The organism is Pseudomonas sp. (assembly GCF_017744435.1).
In the GTDB taxonomy this organism is placed as follows: Bacteria; Pseudomonadota; Gammaproteobacteria; order Pseudomonadales; family Pseudomonadaceae; genus Aquipseudomonas.
The window spans coordinates 43,098-60,452 of the sequence record NZ_JAGIBG010000010.1 but is presented as its reverse complement, the minus strand read 5'-3'; the positions used below and the strand labels follow the sequence as shown (position 1 = coordinate 60,452).

Annotated in this window: 16 protein-coding genes; 12 read left to right on the top strand and 4 right to left on the bottom strand. The window is 62.1% G+C overall.

The window, feature by feature from the left end:
* The first annotated feature begins 165 nt into the window (after nt 1-165).
* From tig to J7573_RS09465, 6 genes are all read left to right on the top strand, one after another.
* Nucleotides 166-1,479: a trigger factor gene (gene tig, locus J7573_RS09490; RefSeq protein ID WP_294333553.1), complete on the top strand. Its 1,314-nt coding sequence runs from the start codon at nt 166-168 to the stop codon at nt 1,477-1,479.
* Nucleotides 1,480-1,570: 91 nt separating this feature from the next.
* A complete protein-coding gene (clpP, locus tag J7573_RS09485; protein ID WP_003250240.1) occupies nt 1,571-2,212 on the top strand; it encodes an ATP-dependent Clp endopeptidase proteolytic subunit ClpP in 642 nt (213 codons plus the stop codon).
* A gap of 108 nt (nt 2,213-2,320) precedes the next feature.
* On the top strand, nt 2,321-3,604 hold the full coding sequence (gene clpX, locus J7573_RS09480) for an ATP-dependent Clp protease ATP-binding subunit ClpX (RefSeq protein WP_054883550.1): 1,284 nt from the start codon (nt 2,321-2,323) through the stop codon (nt 3,602-3,604).
* A gap of 165 nt (nt 3,605-3,769) precedes the next feature.
* A complete protein-coding gene (lon, locus tag J7573_RS09475; protein ID WP_159409581.1) occupies nt 3,770-6,166 on the top strand; it encodes an endopeptidase La in 2,397 nt (798 codons plus the stop codon).
* Between the two features lie 152 nt (nt 6,167-6,318).
* Nucleotides 6,319-6,591 carry a nucleoid-associated protein HU-beta gene (hupB, locus tag J7573_RS09470; RefSeq protein WP_054883552.1) on the top strand — a complete coding sequence of 91 codons (273 nt, stop codon included), beginning with the start codon at nt 6,319-6,321 and terminating at the stop codon, nt 6,589-6,591.
* A 183-nt stretch (nt 6,592-6,774) separates the two neighbouring features.
* A complete protein-coding gene (locus J7573_RS09465) occupies nt 6,775-8,646 on the top strand; it encodes a SurA N-terminal domain-containing protein (RefSeq protein ID WP_294333539.1) in 1,872 nt (623 codons plus the stop codon).
* Nucleotides 8,647-8,712: 66 nt separating this feature from the next.
* On the opposite strand, the gene J7573_RS09460 is transcribed toward J7573_RS09465, so the two are convergent.
* Nucleotides 8,713-9,753: a patatin-like phospholipase family protein gene (locus J7573_RS09460; protein ID WP_159409584.1), complete on the bottom strand. Its 1,041-nt coding sequence runs from the start codon at nt 9,751-9,753 to the stop codon at nt 8,713-8,715.
* A 165-nt stretch (nt 9,754-9,918) separates the two neighbouring features.
* Here J7573_RS09460 and J7573_RS09455 point away from each other — a divergent pair, with 165 nt between their 5' ends.
* The 3 genes from J7573_RS09455 (at nt 9,919) to J7573_RS09445 (ending at nt 11,871) form a co-directional block, all read left to right on the top strand.
* Complete coding sequence (locus tag J7573_RS09455) at nt 9,919-10,197, top strand: hypothetical protein (RefSeq protein WP_085674672.1); 279 nt, start codon at nt 9,919-9,921, stop codon at nt 10,195-10,197.
* A gap of 14 nt (nt 10,198-10,211) precedes the next feature.
* Nucleotides 10,212-10,979: a CHAD domain-containing protein gene (locus J7573_RS09450; RefSeq protein ID WP_294333532.1), complete on the top strand. Its 768-nt coding sequence runs from the start codon at nt 10,212-10,214 to the stop codon at nt 10,977-10,979.
* A gap of 94 nt (nt 10,980-11,073) precedes the next feature.
* A complete protein-coding gene (locus J7573_RS09445) occupies nt 11,074-11,871 on the top strand; it encodes a thioesterase family protein (protein WP_294333531.1) in 798 nt (265 codons plus the stop codon).
* Between the two features lie 3 nt (nt 11,872-11,874).
* Here the strand turns inward: J7573_RS09445 and J7573_RS09440 are convergent, their stop codons facing one another.
* The 3 genes from J7573_RS09440 to J7573_RS09430 all read right to left on the bottom strand — a co-directional run bounded on the left by J7573_RS09440 (nt 11,875) and on the right by J7573_RS09430 (nt 14,707).
* Entirely contained in the window at nt 11,875-12,243 is a 369-nt protein-coding gene (locus J7573_RS09440) for an Mpo1-like protein (RefSeq protein WP_085674668.1), read from the bottom strand.
* A 99-nt stretch (nt 12,244-12,342) separates the two neighbouring features.
* A complete protein-coding gene (locus J7573_RS09435; protein ID WP_294333529.1) occupies nt 12,343-13,821 on the bottom strand; it encodes a methyl-accepting chemotaxis protein in 1,479 nt (492 codons plus the stop codon).
* An 88-nt stretch (nt 13,822-13,909) separates the two neighbouring features.
* The gene (locus tag J7573_RS09430; protein WP_294333527.1) at nt 13,910-14,707 is read right to left on the bottom strand and encodes a TatD family hydrolase; all 798 of its coding nucleotides are present in this window, start codon (nt 14,705-14,707) and stop codon (nt 13,910-13,912) included.
* A gap of 158 nt (nt 14,708-14,865) precedes the next feature.
* Here J7573_RS09430 and J7573_RS09425 point away from each other — a divergent pair, with 158 nt between their 5' ends.
* The 3 genes from J7573_RS09425 (at nt 14,866) to J7573_RS09415 (ending at nt 17,355) form a co-directional block, all read left to right on the top strand.
* Nucleotides 14,866-16,272, top strand: a complete 1,407-nt coding sequence (locus tag J7573_RS09425) for a transglycosylase SLT domain-containing protein (RefSeq protein ID WP_294333524.1) — start codon at nt 14,866-14,868, stop codon at nt 16,270-16,272.
* Nucleotides 16,273-16,385: 113 nt separating this feature from the next.
* Nucleotides 16,386-16,820, top strand: coding sequence for a DoxX family protein (locus J7573_RS09420; RefSeq protein ID WP_159409591.1), 435 nt, complete (start codon nt 16,386-16,388; stop codon nt 16,818-16,820).
* A 226-nt stretch (nt 16,821-17,046) separates the two neighbouring features.
* The gene (locus tag J7573_RS09415) at nt 17,047-17,355 is read left to right on the top strand and encodes a hypothetical protein (RefSeq protein WP_103448157.1); all 309 of its coding nucleotides are present in this window, start codon (nt 17,047-17,049) and stop codon (nt 17,353-17,355) included.

Sequence of the window (17,355 nt, the reverse complement as noted above, 5' to 3'; positions counted from 1 at the left end):
AAGAGGCTCGGCACTTTACCGTGCGGGCCATGCAAGTTAATCGACCGGCGTGGTTTCCCGTCGTCCCGGGTGGGGTGACTTCTGGTGCGTGACTCACTAGAATGTTTGCCCTTGATTCTGGAGTCGGGCTATCGCCGGCTAACGTCTGTGCAACGAGGAATATCCATGCAAGTTTCTGTTGAAAACACTTCCGCTCTCGAGCGCCGCATGACCATCGCCGTTCCGGCCGAGCGCGTCGAGAACGAAGTCAACAAGCGTCTGCAACAGACTGCCAAGCGCGCCAAGGTCGCGGGCTTCCGCCCAGGCAAGGTGCCGATGAGCGTGATCCGTCAGCGTTTCGAGGCCGATGCCCGTCAAGAGGCTTTCGGTGACCTGGTCCAGGCTTCCTTCTACGAAGCCATCGTCGAGCAGAAGCTGAACCCGGCTGGCGCTCCGGCTGTCGAGCCGAAGTCCTTCGAGAAGGGCAAGGACCTGGAATTCGTTGCCATCTTCGAAGTGTTCCCAGAGTTCACCGTTGCCGGCTTCGAGTCGATCAACGTCGAGCGCCTGAGTGCCGAAGTGGCTGACGCCGACCTGGACAACATGCTGGAAGTCCTGCGCAAGCAGAACACCCGTTTCGAGGCCGTCGAGCGCGCTGCGCAGAACGACGACCAGGTCAACATCGATTTCGTCGGCAAGGTCGACGGTGAAGTGTTCGCCGGTGGTTCCGCCAAGGGCACCCAGCTGGTACTGGGTTCCGGCCGCATGATCCCTGGCTTCGAAGATGGCCTGGTGGGCGCCAAGGCTGGCGAAGAGCGCGTTGTCAACGTGACCTTCCCAGAGGACTACCAGAACCTGGACCTGGCTGGCAAAGCCGCCGAGTTCACCATCACCGTCAACAGCGTATCGGCCCCTGCGCTGCCAGAGCTGAACGAAGAGTTCTTCGCCCAGTTCGGCATCAAGGAATCGACCCTGGAAGGCTTCCGCACCGAAGTTCGCAAGAACATGGAGCGTGAGCTGCGTCAGGCGATCAAGACCAAGGTCAAGAACCAGGTCATGGACGGTCTGCTGGCCGCCAACCCGATCGAAGTGCCAAAGGCCCTGCTGGAAAACGAAGTCAACCGTCTGCGCGTCCAGGCTGTTCAGCAGTTCGGTGGCAACATCAAGCCTGAGCAACTGCCGGCCGAGCTGTTCGAAGAGCAAGCCAAGCGTCGTGTGGTCCTGGGCCTGATCGTCGCCGAAGTGGTCAAGCAGTTCGAGCTGAAGCCAGATGAAGGCAAGGTTCGCGAGATGATCGAGGAAATGGCTTCGGCTTACCAAGAGCCTGAGCAGGTCATCTCCTGGTACTACAAGAACGACCAGCAACTGAACGAAGTTCGTTCGGTTGTGCTGGAAGAACAAGTTGTAGATACTGTTCTGCAGAAAGCGACTGTGACCGACAAGTCGGTCTCGTACGAAGATGCCGTTAAGCCAGCACAGGCTCCTGCCGCCGCTGAGTAACAGGCTTCTCTCGTAGGAAACCCCCACAAGCCAGCCTTCGAGCTGGCTTGTGCGTATTCAAGCCATGACTATTTGGGAGTGAGCGCAGGACATGTCCCGCAATTCTTATATTCAGCAGAGCTCTGACATCCAGGCCGCAGGCGGCCTGGTCCCGATGGTTATCGAGCAGTCCGCCCGTGGCGAACGTGCCTACGACATCTACTCGCGCCTGTTGAAGGAGCGAGTGATCTTCCTGGTTGGCCCGGTAGAGGATTACATGGCCAACCTGGTAGTGGCGCAGCTGCTGTTCCTTGAAGCGGAAAACCCGGACAAGGATATCCATCTGTACATCAACTCCCCAGGCGGCTCGGTGACTGCTGGCATGTCGATCTACGACACCATGCAATTCATCAAGCCGGACGTCTCGACCATCTGCATCGGCCAGGCCTGCAGCATGGGCGCATTCCTGTTGGCCGCGGGTGCCAAGGGCAAGCGTCACTGCCTGCCGAACTCGCGCGTGATGATCCACCAGCCACTGGGCGGTTTCCAGGGCCAGGCCACGGATATCGAGATCCACGCCCAGGAAATCCTCAATATCAAGGCGCGCCTGAACGAGCTGCTGGCCTACCACACCGGCCAGGAGCTCGAGACCATCAAGCGTGACACTGAGCGTGACAATTTCATGAGCGCCTCGCGCGCGGCCGAGTACGGCCTGATCGACTCGGTGTACGACAAGCGGCAACTGGCCTCCTGAACCCAGGTGCCAGAGCAGGTAGGTGCGGAAAGCGCCTACCTGCGGACTTGAAAAAGCCCGCAATTGCCTTCATCTTGTGTTGCAAGCCTACCGGATTGGATCGATCGAATGACTGACACCCGTAACGGCGAGGACAGCGGCAAATTGCTTTATTGCTCCTTCTGCGGCAAAAGCCAGCACGAAGTGCGCAAACTGATTGCCGGGCCCTCGGTATTTATCTGCGACGAGTGCGTCGACCTGTGCAACGACATCATCCGTGAGGAGGTGCAGGAAGCCCAGGCCGAGAGCAGCGCGCACAAATTGCCTTCGCCGAAAGAAATCAGCGGCATCCTGGACCAGTACGTCATCGGTCAGGAGCGCGCGAAGAAGGTGCTGTCGGTAGCGGTGTACAACCACTACAAGCGCCTGAACCAGCGTGACAAGAAGGGCGACGAAGTCGAACTCGGCAAGAGCAACATCCTGCTCATCGGGCCTACCGGCTCGGGCAAGACCCTGCTCGCCGAAACCCTTGCACGGCTGTTGAACGTACCGTTCACCATTGCTGACGCCACCACCCTGACCGAAGCCGGTTATGTGGGTGAGGACGTCGAGAACATCATTCAGAAACTGCTGCAGAAGTGCGACTACGACGTGGAAAAGGCCCAGATGGGCATTGTCTACATCGACGAGATCGACAAGATCTCGCGCAAGTCGGACAACCCGTCCATCACCCGTGATGTTTCCGGTGAAGGCGTGCAGCAGGCGCTGCTGAAGCTGATTGAGGGCACCGTTGCTTCGGTTCCGCCGCAGGGCGGCCGCAAGCACCCGCAACAGGAGTTCCTGCAGGTTGATACCCGCAACATCCTGTTCATCTGCGGTGGCGCCTTCTCCGGCCTGGAAAAGGTCATCCAGAACCGCTCCACCAAGGGTGGCATCGGTTTTGGCGCCGAAGTACGCAGCAAGGAAGAGGGCAAGAAGGTTGGCGAATCGCTGCGCGAAGTCGAGCCGGACGATCTGGTCAAGTTTGGCCTGATCCCTGAGTTCGTCGGCCGCCTGCCGGTGCTGGCAACCCTCGACGAGCTGGACGAGGCTGCGCTGATGCAGATCCTCACCGAGCCGAAGAATGCCCTGACCAAGCAGTACGCCAAGCTGTTCGAGATGGAAAGCGTGGACCTCGAGTTCCGCACCGACGCCCTCAAGGCCGTCGCACGCAAGGCCCTGGAGCGCAAGACTGGCGCCCGTGGCCTGCGTTCGATCCTCGAAGGCGTGCTGCTCGACACCATGTATGAAATTCCTTCGCAGAAGGATGTCAGCAAGGTGGTGATCGACGAGAGCGTCATCGAAGGCACTTCGCAGCCGCTGATGATCTACGAGAACAGCGAGCCGCAAGCCAAGGCCGCGCCCGACGCCTGATTTCAGGTCAATGCCGGGTGATGGCAGCAAGCAAGAAAGGGGCCTACGGGCCCCTTTCTGCTTTTCCTATGCAAGCGCTTGTAATTTCCCAAGCGTGCCCCCACATTAGGTCCAAGCATCATTTCCACCGGTTTCCGGCCATAAGGCCGCTGTAGAGGCGAAATCATGAAGACCACCCTCGACTTGCCTCTTTTGCCATTGCGCGATGTCGTCGTCTATCCGCACATGGTCATCCCACTGTTCGTGGGGCGTGAGAAGTCCATCGAAGCCCTCGAGGCCGCGATGACGGGCGAGAAGCAGATCCTGCTGCTGGCCCAGAAGAACCCGGCCGATGACGATCCAGGCGAAGACGCCCTGTATCGGGTCGGTACCGTCGCTACCGTATTGCAACTGCTGAAGCTGCCCGATGGCACTGTCAAGGTGCTGGTCGAGGGCGAGCAGCGCGGTGCGGTGGAGCGTTTCACCGAAGTAGAAGGGCACATCCGTGCCGAAGTTTCCCTGATCGACGAAACCGACGCCGCCGAGCGCGAGTCGGAAGTCTTCGTGCGCACGCTGCTGTCGCAGTTCGAGCAGTACGTGCAGCTGGGCAAGAAAGTCCCCGCCGAAGTGCTGTCGTCGCTGAACAGCATCGAAGAACCTGGTCGCCTGGTCGATACCATGGCCGCGCACATGGCGCTGAAGATCGAGCAGAAGCAGGAAATCCTCGAAATCGTCGACCTGGCGACCCGTGTCGAGCATGTGTTGGCACTGCTGGATGCCGAAATCGACCTGCTGCAGGTCGAGAAACGTATCCGTGGCCGGGTCAAGAAGCAGATGGAGCGCAGCCAGCGCGAGTACTACCTGAATGAGCAGATGAAGGCCATTCAGAAGGAGCTCGGCGATGGTGACGAAGGCCACAACGAAGTCGAAGAGCTGAAAAAGCGCATCGAAGCCGCTGGTCTGCCGAAAGATGCCCTGGCCAAGGCCCAGGCCGAGCTGAACAAGCTCAAGCAGATGTCGCCGATGTCCGCCGAAGCCACCGTGGTGCGCTCGTACCTCGACTGGCTCGTGCAGGTACCGTGGAAGGCCCAGAGCAAGGTGCGTCTGGACCTGGCCAAGGCCGAAGAGATCCTCGATGCCGACCACTATGGCCTGGAAGAGGTCAAGGAGCGGATTCTCGAGTACCTTGCCGTGCAGAAGCGGGTGAAGAAGATCCGCGGCCCGGTGCTATGCCTGGTCGGCCCGCCTGGCGTGGGCAAGACCTCGCTGGCTGAGTCGATCGCTGCCGCGACCAATCGCAAGTTCGTGCGCATGGCCCTGGGCGGCGTGCGTGACGAGGCCGAGATTCGGGGGCACCGTCGCACCTACATCGGTTCGATGCCTGGCCGCCTGATCCAGAAGATGACCAAGGTGGGTGTGCGCAACCCGCTGTTCCTGCTCGACGAGATCGACAAGATGGGCAGCGACATGCGTGGCGACCCGGCTTCGGCGCTGCTGGAAGTGCTCGACCCGGAGCAGAACCACAATTTCAACGACCACTACCTGGAAGTCGATTACGACCTCTCGGACGTGATGTTCCTGTGCACCTCGAACTCGATGAACATTCCACCGGCGCTGCTCGACCGCATGGAAGTCATCCGCCTGCCAGGCTACACCGAGGACGAGAAGATCAACATCGCGGTCAAGTACCTGACGCCCAAGCAGGTCAAGGCCAACGGCTTGAAGGCCGAAGAGCTGGACATCGACGTCTCGGCGATTCGCGACATCATCCGTTACTACACCCGCGAAGCCGGTGTGCGTGGCCTTGAGCGCCAGATCGCCAAGGTCTGCCGCAAGGTGGTCAAGGAACATACCGGGCAGAAACAGGTCAAGGTCAAGGTCACCAGCGAACAGCTCGAGCACCTGCTCGGCGTGCGCAAGTTCCGCTACGGCCTGGCCGAGCAGCAGGACCAGATCGGCCAGGTTACCGGCCTTGCCTGGACCCAGGTGGGCGGCGAATTGCTGACCATCGAGTCGGTGGTCATCCCTGGCAAGGGCCAGCTGATCAAGACCGGCTCGCTGGGTGATGTCATGGTCGAATCGATCACCGCCGCGCAGACCGTGGTCCGCAGCCGCGCCCGCAGCCTGGGGATTGCCGCCGACTTCCACGAGAAGCACGACGTGCATATCCACATGCCTGAAGGTGCCACGCCGAAGGACGGTCCGAGCGCCGGTATTGGCATGTGCACCGCGCTGGTGTCCGCGCTGACGCAGATTCCGGTACGCGCCGACGTGGCCATGACCGGTGAAATCACCCTGCGTGGCCAGGTACTGGCCATCGGCGGATTGAAGGAAAAACTGCTGGCGGCACACCGTGGCGGGATCAAGACGGTGATCATTCCCGAGGAGAATGTTCGCGATCTGAAGGAAATTCCGGAAAATATCAAACAGGATCTGCAGATCAAACCGGTCAAATGGATTGACGAAGTCCTGCAAATTGCGCTGCAATACGCCCCGGAGCCCTTGCCAGATGTGGCTCCGGAGATTGTCGCGAAAGATGACAAGCGCGACGGCGATGCTAAGGAAAGAATCAGCACGCACTAGTAGTTTTTGGCTGGGGGGCTTTCCTTGACAGTTTTTTCGGGGCCTTGCTATAAAGCGGCACGCTATTGTCAAGCTGCCACCCGGCACACGTTTCATAAGCTTTTCTTTACATACTTAGAAACAAACTCAATAGAGAAATAAGGGGACTTAGAGTGAACAAGTCGGAACTGATTGACGCTATCGCTGTATCGGCTGACATTTCCAAGGCTGCCGCCGGCAAAGCTCTGGACGCTGTGATCGACTCCGTGACTGGCGCCCTGAAAGCAGGCGACGACGTCGTTCTGGTTGGCTTCGGTACCTTCTCGGTCAAAGAGCGCGCCGAGCGCACCGGCCGTAACCCACAAACCGGCAAGGCGATCAAGATCGCTGCTGCCAAGGTTCCAGGTTTCAAGGCAGGCAAAGGCCTGAAAGACGCCGTCAACTAAGTCGTCTCTTTCAGCCGGGCCCGGCCTGGCCAGGTCCGAGCACGCTGATGGCGGGCCGCAAACGTTCCCGCCTGACACGTTTGCTAAGAAAAGGCGCATCCTCGGATGCGCCTTTCTTTTATCAGGATTCTACCCACGCTCCGCGGTTGTCGACGCAGTGGTACAGCCGTTTCTGGGGGACGCATGCTGCAAAATATCAGGGACAATTCACAAGGTTGGATTGCCAAGACCATCATCGGCCTCATCGTCGTGTTGATGGCGTTGACCGGCTTCGAAGCCATTTTCAAGGCCGCCACCCACAGCCAGGACGCGGCCAAGGTGAACGGCCACACCATCAGCCTGAACGAGCTGAGCCAGGCCGCCGACATGCAGCGCCGTCAGCTGATGCAACAGCTGGGCAAGGATTTCGACCCGGCGCTGCTGGATGACAAATTGCTGCGCGAGTCTGCGCTCAAAGGCCTGATCGATCGCAAACTGCTGCTGCAGGGTGCCGAAGACGCCAAGTTCGCCTTCTCCGAAGCCGCGCTGGATCAAGTGATCCTGCAGACGCCGGAATTCCAGGTCGATGGCAAGTTCAGCGCCGATCGTTTCGATCAGGTCATCCGCCAGATGGGCTATGGCCGCATGCAATTCCGCGACATGCTCGGGGAAGAGATGCTGATCGGCCAGCTGCGTACCGGTATCGCCGGCAGCAGCTTCGTCACCGACCAGCAGGTCGACGCCTTTGCCCGCCTGGAAAACCAGACCCGCGACTTCGCTTCCCTGACCTTCAAGGCCAACCCGGCGGCGGTCAAGGTCAGCGATGACGAGGTCAAGGCGCACTACGACCAGCATGCCAAGGAGTTCATGACCCCGGACCAGGTGGTCATCGACTACATCGAGCTGAAGAAGTCGGCATTCTTCGACCAGGTCAAGGTCACCGACGAAGAGCTCAAGGCCCAGTACGAGAAGGAAGTAGCCAACCTCGCCGAGCAGCGCCATGCCGCGCATATCCTCATCGAGGTCAACGACAAGGTCACCGACGCCCAGGCCAAGGCCAAGGCCGAAGAGATCGAGCAGCGCCTGGCCAAGGGTGAAGATTTCGCCAAGCTGGCCAAGGAGTTCTCCCAGGACCCAGGTTCTGCCAGCAATGGCGGTGACCTCGGCTTCGCAGGCCCAGGCGTGTATGACCCGGCCTTCGAAGACGCCCTGTACAAGCTCAACGACGGCCAGGTGTCGGCCCCGGTGCGTACCGAGTTCGGCTATCACCTGATCAAGCTGCTGGGCAAGCAGGCGCCGGAAGTACCGAGCTTCGCCAGCCTGAAGGACAAGCTGACCCGCGACCTGAAGACCCCGCTGGTCGAGCAGCGTTACGTCGACGCCAGCAAGCAGCTGCAGGATGCTGCTTACGAGGCTTCCGACCTGGCCCAGCCGGCCCAGGACCTGAACCTCAAGGTGCAGACTTCCGCGCCGTTCGGCCGCGAAGGCGGCGAGGGCATCACCGCCAACCGTGGCGTGATCCAGGCTGCGTTCTCCGAAGAAGTGATGGATGAAGGTGCCAACAGCACCGCCATCGAGCTGGACCCGGAAACCACCGTGGTGCTGCGCGTCAAGGAGCACCGCAAGCCGGAGCAACTGCCGCTGGAAGCCGTGGCCAAGCACATCAGCGAACACCTGGCCAAGGAGAAGGCGACTGCCGAGCTCAAGGCCAAGGCGGACAAGCTGATTGCCGGCCTGCGTGACGGTTCCATCGCTGCCGCTGGTGCTCACGACGGTCAGGAATGGAAGACTCACGAAGCCGTGACCCGTGGTCAGGACGGTATTGATCCGGCCGAGCTGCAGGCGCTGTTCCGCCTGGCCAAGCCGCAAGCCAAGGACAAGCCGGTGTACGGTAGCGTGGTCCTGGCCGACGGCAGTCTGGTCGTGCTGCAGCTCAAGGGCGTCAACGAAGGTGCCGCCGCCAGCGACGAAGAGAAGCAGCAGATCCGCCGCTACCTCGCATCGCGTGCTGGCCAGCAGGACTTTGCGGCCTACCGCAAGCAGCTGGAAGGCACTGCCGACATCACCCGTTACTGAGTGATGGATGCATGATGAAACAGGCCGCTTAATGCGGCCTGTTTCATTTCTATTGCCTGTACTGGCCTAGCGCTTCACACCTTCATAGTTATCCAGCGTATCCCGCGCAATCTCCCGCCCCAGGGCAATCAGTTCCGGTGCCTTGTAGAACTCGAAGAACCGGCACACCCGCTTGGGCACGTTGATCAGCACATCCGGCGGATACCCGGCAATCTTGTACTGCGCCAGTGACGTCTGCATCACCTCGAAGCTCTGGTTGATCAGGTCGAGCAGCGAGGCCGGCCCGACGTTGTCGATGATGAACGAGCCGGTCGCCGACTTCGGTGCGCCTTCACGCTCGGGCGCTGCGGCGGGTTGCTGGGACTCAGGGTCGGCCGTGTCGGCCAGCCACGGGTTGGGCGGCGCCAGCCCTTCGGCAACAATCTCCTGCTCGATGCGAATCAGCTCTTCGGCAGGCTTGCGCCGAAACGGCAGGCGCGACCCGAGTGAACTCAGCAGGGCGTCGAAGCGCATCTTGAAGGCTGCGGGCCGCTCGATCACCGGCAGCTGGTACTGCTTCTGGTTGGTGGCGTTGAGGTTGACCGCGATGATCAGATCACAGTGGCTGGACACCACCGGTACGATCGGCAGGGGGTTGAGAATGCCGCCGTCGACCAGCATGCGGTTGCCCTGCATCACCGGTGTGAACAGGCTCGGAATTGCCGCCGAAGCACGCATGGCCTGATGCAGGCAGCCTTCCTGGAACCAGATCTCCTGCTGGTTGGTCAGGTCGGCCGCTACCGCCGTGTAAGGGATGCGCAGCTGCTCGATGTTCATGTCGCCGACGATCTTGCGAATCTGCCCGAACACCTTGTCACCCCGAATGGCGCCGAGGCGGAAGCTGACGTCGACCAGGCGCAGCACGTCCAGATAGTCCAGGCTTTCGATCCAGTTGCGGTATTCCTCGAGCTTGCCCGCCGCGTAGATACCGCCTATCACCGCGCCCATGGAGCAGCCAGCGATACAGGCGATGTCGTAGCCGCGCCGTTCGATTTCCTCGATTACGCCGATATGGGCATACCCACGAGCGCCTCCCGATCCCAACACCAATGCCACGCGTTTGCTCATGAACTTTCCCCGGCTGGTACAACCATGGTCCTACAATGCACTCATCGCTGCCTGTGCTTCAATCCAGAGCGTGCTGAACTACTCTAAGCAAAGCATATCGAGCCGGGCACTTTTCAGTTGCACAGGCGTCGAACAGCCACTCTTTTGACCTTTGAGGTATTACTGATGAAAGCCTGGATCTGCCTTCCACTGATCGCCCTGGCCCTAGCCGGCTGCGCGGGCAAGACGGCCTACCGCGAAAGCTGCGCGACTCAGCTGGATGCCGCCTGGAAGGAGTTGGACCTGGCCAAGGCCGAAGGGTTTGCCGGCACCGTCAGCTACTCCAAGGCCCTGTCTCTGCTGACCGGAGCCAAGACGCAGCAGCAGTTCGAAGGGTACGAAGGCTGCACCCACAAAGCCGAAAAGGCCCGCTTCTACATTCGTGAGTCGCGCGCCGGGCGCTGACCAAGGAGCGTCACATGTCCGCCATGCTCGATCATGTCGTTGCCCAGTTGCTGACCCTGCAGGTGCGCCTGCTGGCCTGCCGTGAGCGCTTGGCTGCCAATACCGACAGCGAGGCCCTGCACGACCTGCGGACCAACCTGCGGCGCCTGCGCAGCCTGTTGCGGCCGCTGCAGGGGCTGCCTGGGGTGGAGCAACTGGAGGAGGCGGCAAAGTCGTTGGGTACGTTGACCACGCCCCTGCGTGATCGTGAGGTGCTGGCCGCCGAGCTCATCGGGCGCGGCCATGCCGAAGCCGGGCAGCGACGCCTGGCCGGGCGCGACAGGACATTCGCCAGCGTTGCCGCCAGCCCGCAGCTGACCCGGGTGCTGGCAATCGTCGATGCATTCCCGCTGTTCTTGCGGGCAGCGGATCGCGAGGGGCTGGCCAAGTCGCTGGACACGCGTATCGACAAGCGCCTGGTCAAACAGTGGCACAAGCTACGTGAGGCCCTGCAGGACCCCGCCCATGATCGGCATCGCTTGCGCCTGCTGATCAAACGGGCGCGTTATGGCGACGAGGCGTATCCGCAGCTCGATCATGCTGGCAAGAAACTGCAGCGCTTGTTGAAGAGGGCCCAGGGCGATCTAGGTGATTGGCATGACCGCCTGCAGTGGTTGCTGCAGGCCAAGGATCACCCCGACCTGGCGCCTTGCAAGGTCGACTGGGAGCAGGAGCTGCACGAGGCCGAGCGCACGTCCGATATCACCCTTGATGCGCTGCAGGCCGCGCTCAAGCGGCGTTAGCCCGGCAAATGACCGATATGCGGGCTGATCGGCCGGGGGTTGCTGGCTAGTATTGGTGGTCCTTTTGCTACAGGTAAGAGCCAGGAGCCGGCCGATGAATTTCAACCAACTGCTCGCCGCCGTGCGGGAAAACCCTGACGCGGTCAGCATTCCGCCCAGCTGGGCCCAGGGGCGCGCCGTGTTCGGTGGCCTGATGGCGGCCATGGTGCATGAAAGCATGCGCCTGAAGCTCACCGATGATCGCCCGGTGCGCTCGCTGGCCATCAGCTTCGTCAGCCCGGCGGCAGCAGATGTGCCCATTCGATTCGAGGTCGAGGTGCTGCGGGAGGGCAAGGCGGTCAGCACGCTGCTGGGCCGTGCCATTCAGAATGGTCAGGTGGTGACGCTGGTGCAGGGTAACTTCGGTGCGGGTCGGCCATCGATGGTCGATGTTGCGGCTGCACCCGCCGTGGAGATGAAACCGCTTGAACAGGCGGCACCGGAGTTGCCTTACATCAAGGGCGTCACCCCGGAGTTCATGCGCCATGTCGCCTTGCGCTGGGCGGTGGGCGGCCTGCCGTTCAGCGGCAACTCGTCGCGTCATATGGGCGGCTGGGTGCGCTTGCGCGATGTTGCCGAAGAGCAGGTCAACGAGGCGCACCTGCTGGCGTTGGTGGACGCCTGGCCACCGAGCCTGTTGCCGTTCCTCAAGCAGCCAGCAGCGGGCAGTACGCTGACCTGGACCATCGAATTCATCCAGCCGACGGCGAAACTGTCCACGCTGGACTGGTGCCGTTACCGTGTCGAGACCGAACATGCGCGTGACGGCTACGGCCATGCGGCGGCGGCATTGTGGAGTGCAGAAGGGGAACTGCTGGCCTTGAGCCGGCAAACCGTCACGGTGTTCGCCTGATCATCAGCGCCGGTGCTTGTGCCGTTCACGCCAGGCCTTCCACCAGGCACCGCTGAGGACGAAGCGGGGGAATGTGATGAACTGCTCGGTCAGCAGCCGCTGCACGGCGTCCTTGCGGTTGGCGAACGGTTCCGGCTGTTCGGCTTCCAGGCGATGCCCGTGGCGCTGCAGGCCCAGGCCGGCGATCAGGGCAATGACGCCGACGGCGATCTGGCCCAGGTCCAGGGCGAACAGGCCTGACAGCACCAGCAGGGCACCGAGGATGAACAGCGGCACGGCAATCAGGTGCAACACCAGGTTGGTCGGGTGCCGGTGATTGTGGTGGTAGCCACGCCATTGCCAGGCGTGCAGGTTGGGCAGTCGTTTGCTCATGGGCAGGTCCTCGCGATGTTCGTCGCGCTGTTCGTTTCAGGCATGCCCAAAGCTTAGTGCGGCCCCGGTTGCGGGGCCAATCGAGGCTGGCTATGGCGACTATAGCTTGAGCTGGCCAATGGCCTTGCTCAGTTCACCGGCAAGGGCCGCCAGTTGACTGCTGGTGGTGGCCGAGCCGACGGTCTGCTGCACGGTCTCTTCGGTGACATCACGGATGCTCACCACTGCGCGGTTCATTTCTTCGGCCACCTGGCTCTGCTGCTCGGCGGCGACGGCAATCTGCGTGTTGCTCTCGCGCATCTGGGCGACCGCACCGGTAATTTCGGCCAGTGCCGCGCCGGCCTCCTGGGCCTGGCGGACGCAGTCGTCGGCCTTGTACGAACTCTCCTGCATGAACTCCACTGCGTCACGGGTGCCGGCCTGCAGGTCGGCGACCATTCGGGTGATTTCGTCGGTGGAGGTCTGCACGCGCTTGGCCAGGTTGCGCACTTCATCGGCAACCACGGCAAAACCACGGCCCAGGTCGCCAGCGCGGGCGGCTTCGATGGCGGCGTTGAGTGCCAGCAGGTTGGTCTGCTCGGCAATGCTGTGAATGACCCCGACCACGCTGTTGATCTTCTGGCTGTCATCGGCGAGTTGGCGGATCATTTCGGCGGTTTGCTGAACGCCGCTGGAAAGCCCGGAGATCGAATCCTGCACCCGGCTGACCACTTCCTTGCCGCTGCCGGCAAGGGTGTCGGCGGTTTGCGACAAGTCCCGGGTGGCGCCAGCATGCTGGGCAATGTGATGCACGGTGGCCGACATTTCGTTGATCGCCGTGGCCGCCTGGTCGGTCTCGCTCTGTTGGCCGAGCATGCCATGGCGTACGTCGTTCATGCTCGCGGCCAGGCGCGCGGCCCCGGAGTCCAGCTGTGCGGCAGTGTGGGCGACCGTGCTGACCACGCGGTGGTAAGTGGTCTGCATGGCGTTGAAGGCGCCGGCCATCTGGCCGACCTCGTCGCCGCAGGCCAGGGGCACGCGGGCCGACAGGTCGCCGGTCTTTTCCACGTGCAGCATCACGTCCTTGAGGGTGTTGAGCTGGCTGAGCAGGAAGCGGATCAGCAGCTGCGAGGCACCGAGCATCGCCAGCATCAGGATCAGCACGCAGAAGGCATAGTTGCTGAAACGGTCGAAGAACACCTGGCGCAGGCTGGGCGCGGCTGCCAGCACGGCCAGTTGCTGCTCGCCATGGCGCAGCACCTGGGCGCCGCGCAGCGGGTTGTCGCCCAGGATCCAGGCGGCCGGCAGGGCTACCCAGCCTTGTGCATTGGCCAGGGCTTCGAGATTTTCACCCGCGTATGTCGGGGTCTGGCCGGGTTGCCAGGTGATCAAATTGGCCTGGCGGGGCAGGGTCTGCCCGGTGGGCCAGGCGGCCAGCAGCTCGGCCTGGGCTTGCGCCTGGGCCTGCGCGGCATCGGCGCGGGCGCGTTGCTCCAGGTGCACTGCATACAGCACCAGCAGCAAGGTCGTGACGAAGGCCACCGCATTGACGGCCCAGAATTTGTACTTCAGGGAGATATTGCTAAGCCAGGCACCCATGGGTAGGTCTTCTCTGAGTTGAGCGGAAACATTATTGGCAAGGTGCCATCATTGTGCCCGCGCACTCGAGAACGGTTCATGACATGCGTCAAGGAAGCTGGAAGAAGGCTTTGGCCGTGGCGCTGGTGTGCTGGGCGCAGTGCTCGATGCGCTCGTTGCGATGCAGCGCCACTTCGCGCAGCACCTCGGTCAGGAATGCCGGCTCGTTGCGGCCGTTTTTCGGCTTCGGCCGCAGGCTGCGTGGCAGCAGGTAGGGGGCATCGCTCTCCAGCATCAGCCGGCCCTCGGCAATGTTGCTCACCAACGGATGCAGGTGGGTGCCACGACGCTCGTCACAGATCCAGCCGGTGATGCCGATGTGCAGGTCCATGTCCAGGTAGGCGAACAAGGCTTCGCGCTCGCCGGTAAAGCAATGCACCACGGCGGCTGGCAGGTGGTCGCGGTAATCCTTGAGGATGGCCAGCAGGCGCTCGCTGGCATCGCGCTCGTGCAAGAATACCGGCAGGCGCAGTTCGGCCGCCATTGCCAGTTGGGCTTCCAGGGCTTTCTCCTGAAGCGGGCGAGGGGAGAAATCACGGTTGAAATCCAGTCCGCATTCGCCCACGGCACGCACCCGTGCTTCAGCCAATAGCTGTCGCAGTTGCCGCTCGCTGTTGCCGTCCCATGACTTGGCATCGTGCGGGTGCACGCCGGCCGTGGCGAACAGGTGCTGGCCGTCGCCATCGAGCTGCTGGCAAAGCTCCAGCGCCTGCTCGCTGACCTCCAGGCTGGTGCCGGTCAGGACCATCTGGATCACGCCGGCCTCGATGGCGCGCTCGACGATGGCGGCCTGCTGGTCGTGGAAACTGCTGTTGGTCAGGTTGACGCCGATATCGATCAGTTGCATGGTGCTACCTCGTGCCGCGGGGCGGCCAGCATAGCAAAAAGCGTGATATTCGGAAAAAACCAAGAACTTCAGGCGTTTGCCGTGGTCTTTTGCCGTCATTTCTCACGACCGCGCGTACCACCATGGCTGCCGCCCACCGACCACGGACACGATTTCGCATGCTGCGATACCTGCTGACCCTGTTGCTGACGCTTGGGCTGACCACGGTCGGTCCGGCCTATGCGCGGCTGCCGGGGCCACAGCAGAACGTGCCGGTGAACTCCGCCCGTGACCTGCCGCAGATTCGCAGTACCAAGGTGCTGCGCGTGCTGGTCAACCAGAGCCGCAACAGTTCCGGTGAGATCAAGGGCGAGCCGGTGGGTATCGAGTATTACCGCTTGCGTGGGCTCGAACATTACCTCAACGCCCGGGCCGGTGATGGCCAGCAGATCAGCCTGAAGATCATTCCACGGGCCAAGGAGCAGCTGCTGGGGGCCCTGCAGCGCGGTGAGGGTGACCTGGCTGCACCGGGCGAGCTGCTCGACCCGGCCGTGACCGGCGGGGTCAACAGCAGTGCGCCAGTGCTGGACCAGGTGCCTTTGCTGTTGGTCGGGCGCAAGGGTGAGCGCAGCTATACCCGCGCTGAGCAGCTGTCCGGGCGTACGGTGGCATTGACCAGCGCCAGCGCGGCGGGGGCGGTGATCCAGCAGATCAACCAGCAGCTGGCGCTGCGCAAGCGGGCGCCGATCAAGATCGAATGGGTCGATTCGACCCTGGCGGTGGAAGATGTGCTGGAGATGGTCCAGGCCGGTATCTATCCATTGACCATGGTGGAGCGCCCGATCGCCCAGCGCTGGGCCAGGGTCATGCCGAACCTGCGCCTGGACACCCGGGTGCAACTGGGGCAGGCGCAGGCCATGCGTTGGTATGTGCGGCGTGATGCGACCATGCTGCTGGCCACGGTTGATCGCTTTCTCCAGGGTTACCATGCGCCGGAAAACCAGGATGCGGCCTTCGAGCGCATCTACCGGCGCCAGTACCGTGTGCACAATCCGCTGGCGCGCAAGGACCGCCAGCGGCTGAACGCACTGCGCCCGGTGTTGCAGAAACATGGTGAGGCGCAGCAGATCGACTGGTTGAACCTGGCGGCCCTGGCCTTCAAGGAATCCACCCTGAACCCAGCAGCACGCGGTAGCGGCGGGGCACACGGGCTGATGCAGATCACCCCGTCGGCAGCGCAACGGGTGGGGATCAGCGACACCGGCTCAGTCGATGGCAATGTCCAGGCCAGTGCGCGCTACCTGGCGTTGATCCGCCGCAAGTTCTTCGCCAGCCCGCAGATCAACGAGCGCGAGCGCATGGCATTTGTGCTGGCAGCCTACAACCTTGGCCCGGAACGGGTCCAGGCCATGCGCGCCGAGGCCCGCAAGCGCGGCCTCAACGGTAACCAGTGGTTCTTCCAGACCGAGCGCATCGCCATGGAGCAGGTCGGTATGGGGCCGGTCAACTTCGTCAACAGCGTCAACAAGTACTTCCTGGCGTTCAATCGCGAACGCCCGGCACTGGAGCGTGTGGTCAGTCGCTGACAAATCGATTTTGTCGATTGTTGTGTTGGGTTTTTTGCGATTTTCATATCGCATGAATTGATTATGATGGCACCCATCCCAACTCAACATCCCGGTTTCAAGGAAACTTCGCAATGAACAACGCAATCAGCAAACTGCTCTCCACCCGCGCTGGCCTGGGCCTCAGCGTGATCCGTATCCTGGTCGGTGTGATCTTCATGGCGCACGGTGCGCAGAAACTGTTCGGCCTGTTCGGCGGCTACGGCCTGGAAGGCACCGGCCAATGGATGGAAAGCATCGGCCTGGCGCCGGGCTACCTGATGGCGCTGTTGTCCGGTAGCGCCGAGTTCTTCGGCGGCCTGGCCCTGGTGATCGGCCTGCTGGCGCGCCCGGCAGCACTGGCACTGACGGTGACCCTGGTGGTGGCGATCTTCTCGGTGCACATCAACAACGGCTTGTTCATGTCCAACAACGGCTATGAGTTCGCCCTGGCGCTGCTGGCCGGCACCGTGGCGGTACTGATCGAAGGCGCGGGCCGCTTGTCCCTCGACCGCCTGATCGCCCGCTGACAGATCAAAAGCCGCAAGCTGCAAGCCCCAAGCCGAACGCATTTCAGCTTGGGGCTTGCAGCTTGCGGCTTGTCGCTCTAGCATACCGCCTGCGCCGATTTAAACAGCTACTTGCGGGGCGCAGGACTGGCCCCCTCTCCGGGTCATCCGAAATACCGCTAAAGCGCTGGTTCGGTGACGCCTCCCACCGCTGCCCAGCGGGATTCGCGAGGCGGAGAGAAACTCCATGAGTTGTCCACGTACCAGTGTCTGTTTGAGCCCATTGCCTGCCAGCCAGGCGTCCCGTACACCGCGCATCCTGCTCGGTGGCCAGCATCAGCCCACACTTTTGCGTCACCTTGAAGGCTTGTCGCGCCGCAAGGGTCAGGCCCGCGCCTTTCTCATCCAGTTCGCCGAAGATGCCTGCCGCCTGGAACAGTTCGGCAACGATCGCTTCGACCTGGCGGTGATCCAGGCACCCGCCCGAGAAGACGCAGCCGAAGTCATTGGCCAGCTTACCCGCATCGCGCGTCAGGGCCTGATTACCCGACGCTGA

Bases quoted from the DNA above. Each gene is read 5' to 3' on its own strand.
- tig (WP_294333553.1), top strand. From the start codon at position 166: ATGCAAGTTTCTGTTGAAAACACTTCCGCTCTCGAGCGCCGCATGACC.
- clpP (WP_003250240.1), top strand. From the start codon at position 1,571: ATGTCCCGCAATTCTTATATTCAGCAGAGCTCTGACATCCAGGCCGCA.
- clpX (WP_054883550.1), top strand. From the start codon at position 2,321: ATGACTGACACCCGTAACGGCGAGGACAGCGGCAAATTGCTTTATTGC.
- lon (WP_159409581.1), top strand. From the start codon at position 3,770: ATGAAGACCACCCTCGACTTGCCTCTTTTGCCATTGCGCGATGTCGTC.
- J7573_RS09465 (WP_294333539.1), top strand. From the start codon at position 6,775: ATGCTGCAAAATATCAGGGACAATTCACAAGGTTGGATTGCCAAGACC.
- J7573_RS09460 (WP_159409584.1), bottom strand. From the start codon at position 9,753: ATGAGCAAACGCGTGGCATTGGTGTTGGGATCGGGAGGCGCTCGTGGG.
- J7573_RS09455 (WP_085674672.1), top strand. From the start codon at position 9,919: ATGAAAGCCTGGATCTGCCTTCCACTGATCGCCCTGGCCCTAGCCGGC.
- J7573_RS09450 (WP_294333532.1), top strand. From the start codon at position 10,212: ATGTCCGCCATGCTCGATCATGTCGTTGCCCAGTTGCTGACCCTGCAG.
- J7573_RS09445 (WP_294333531.1), top strand. From the start codon at position 11,074: ATGAATTTCAACCAACTGCTCGCCGCCGTGCGGGAAAACCCTGACGCG.
- J7573_RS09440 (WP_085674668.1), bottom strand. From the start codon at position 12,243: ATGAGCAAACGACTGCCCAACCTGCACGCCTGGCAATGGCGTGGCTAC.
- J7573_RS09435 (WP_294333529.1), bottom strand. From the start codon at position 13,821: ATGGGTGCCTGGCTTAGCAATATCTCCCTGAAGTACAAATTCTGGGCC.
- J7573_RS09430 (WP_294333527.1), bottom strand. From the start codon at position 14,707: ATGCAACTGATCGATATCGGCGTCAACCTGACCAACAGCAGTTTCCAC.
- J7573_RS09425 (WP_294333524.1), top strand. From the start codon at position 14,866: ATGCTGCGATACCTGCTGACCCTGTTGCTGACGCTTGGGCTGACCACG.
- J7573_RS09420 (WP_159409591.1), top strand. From the start codon at position 16,386: ATGAACAACGCAATCAGCAAACTGCTCTCCACCCGCGCTGGCCTGGGC.
- J7573_RS09415 (WP_103448157.1), top strand. From the start codon at position 17,047: ATGAGTTGTCCACGTACCAGTGTCTGTTTGAGCCCATTGCCTGCCAGC.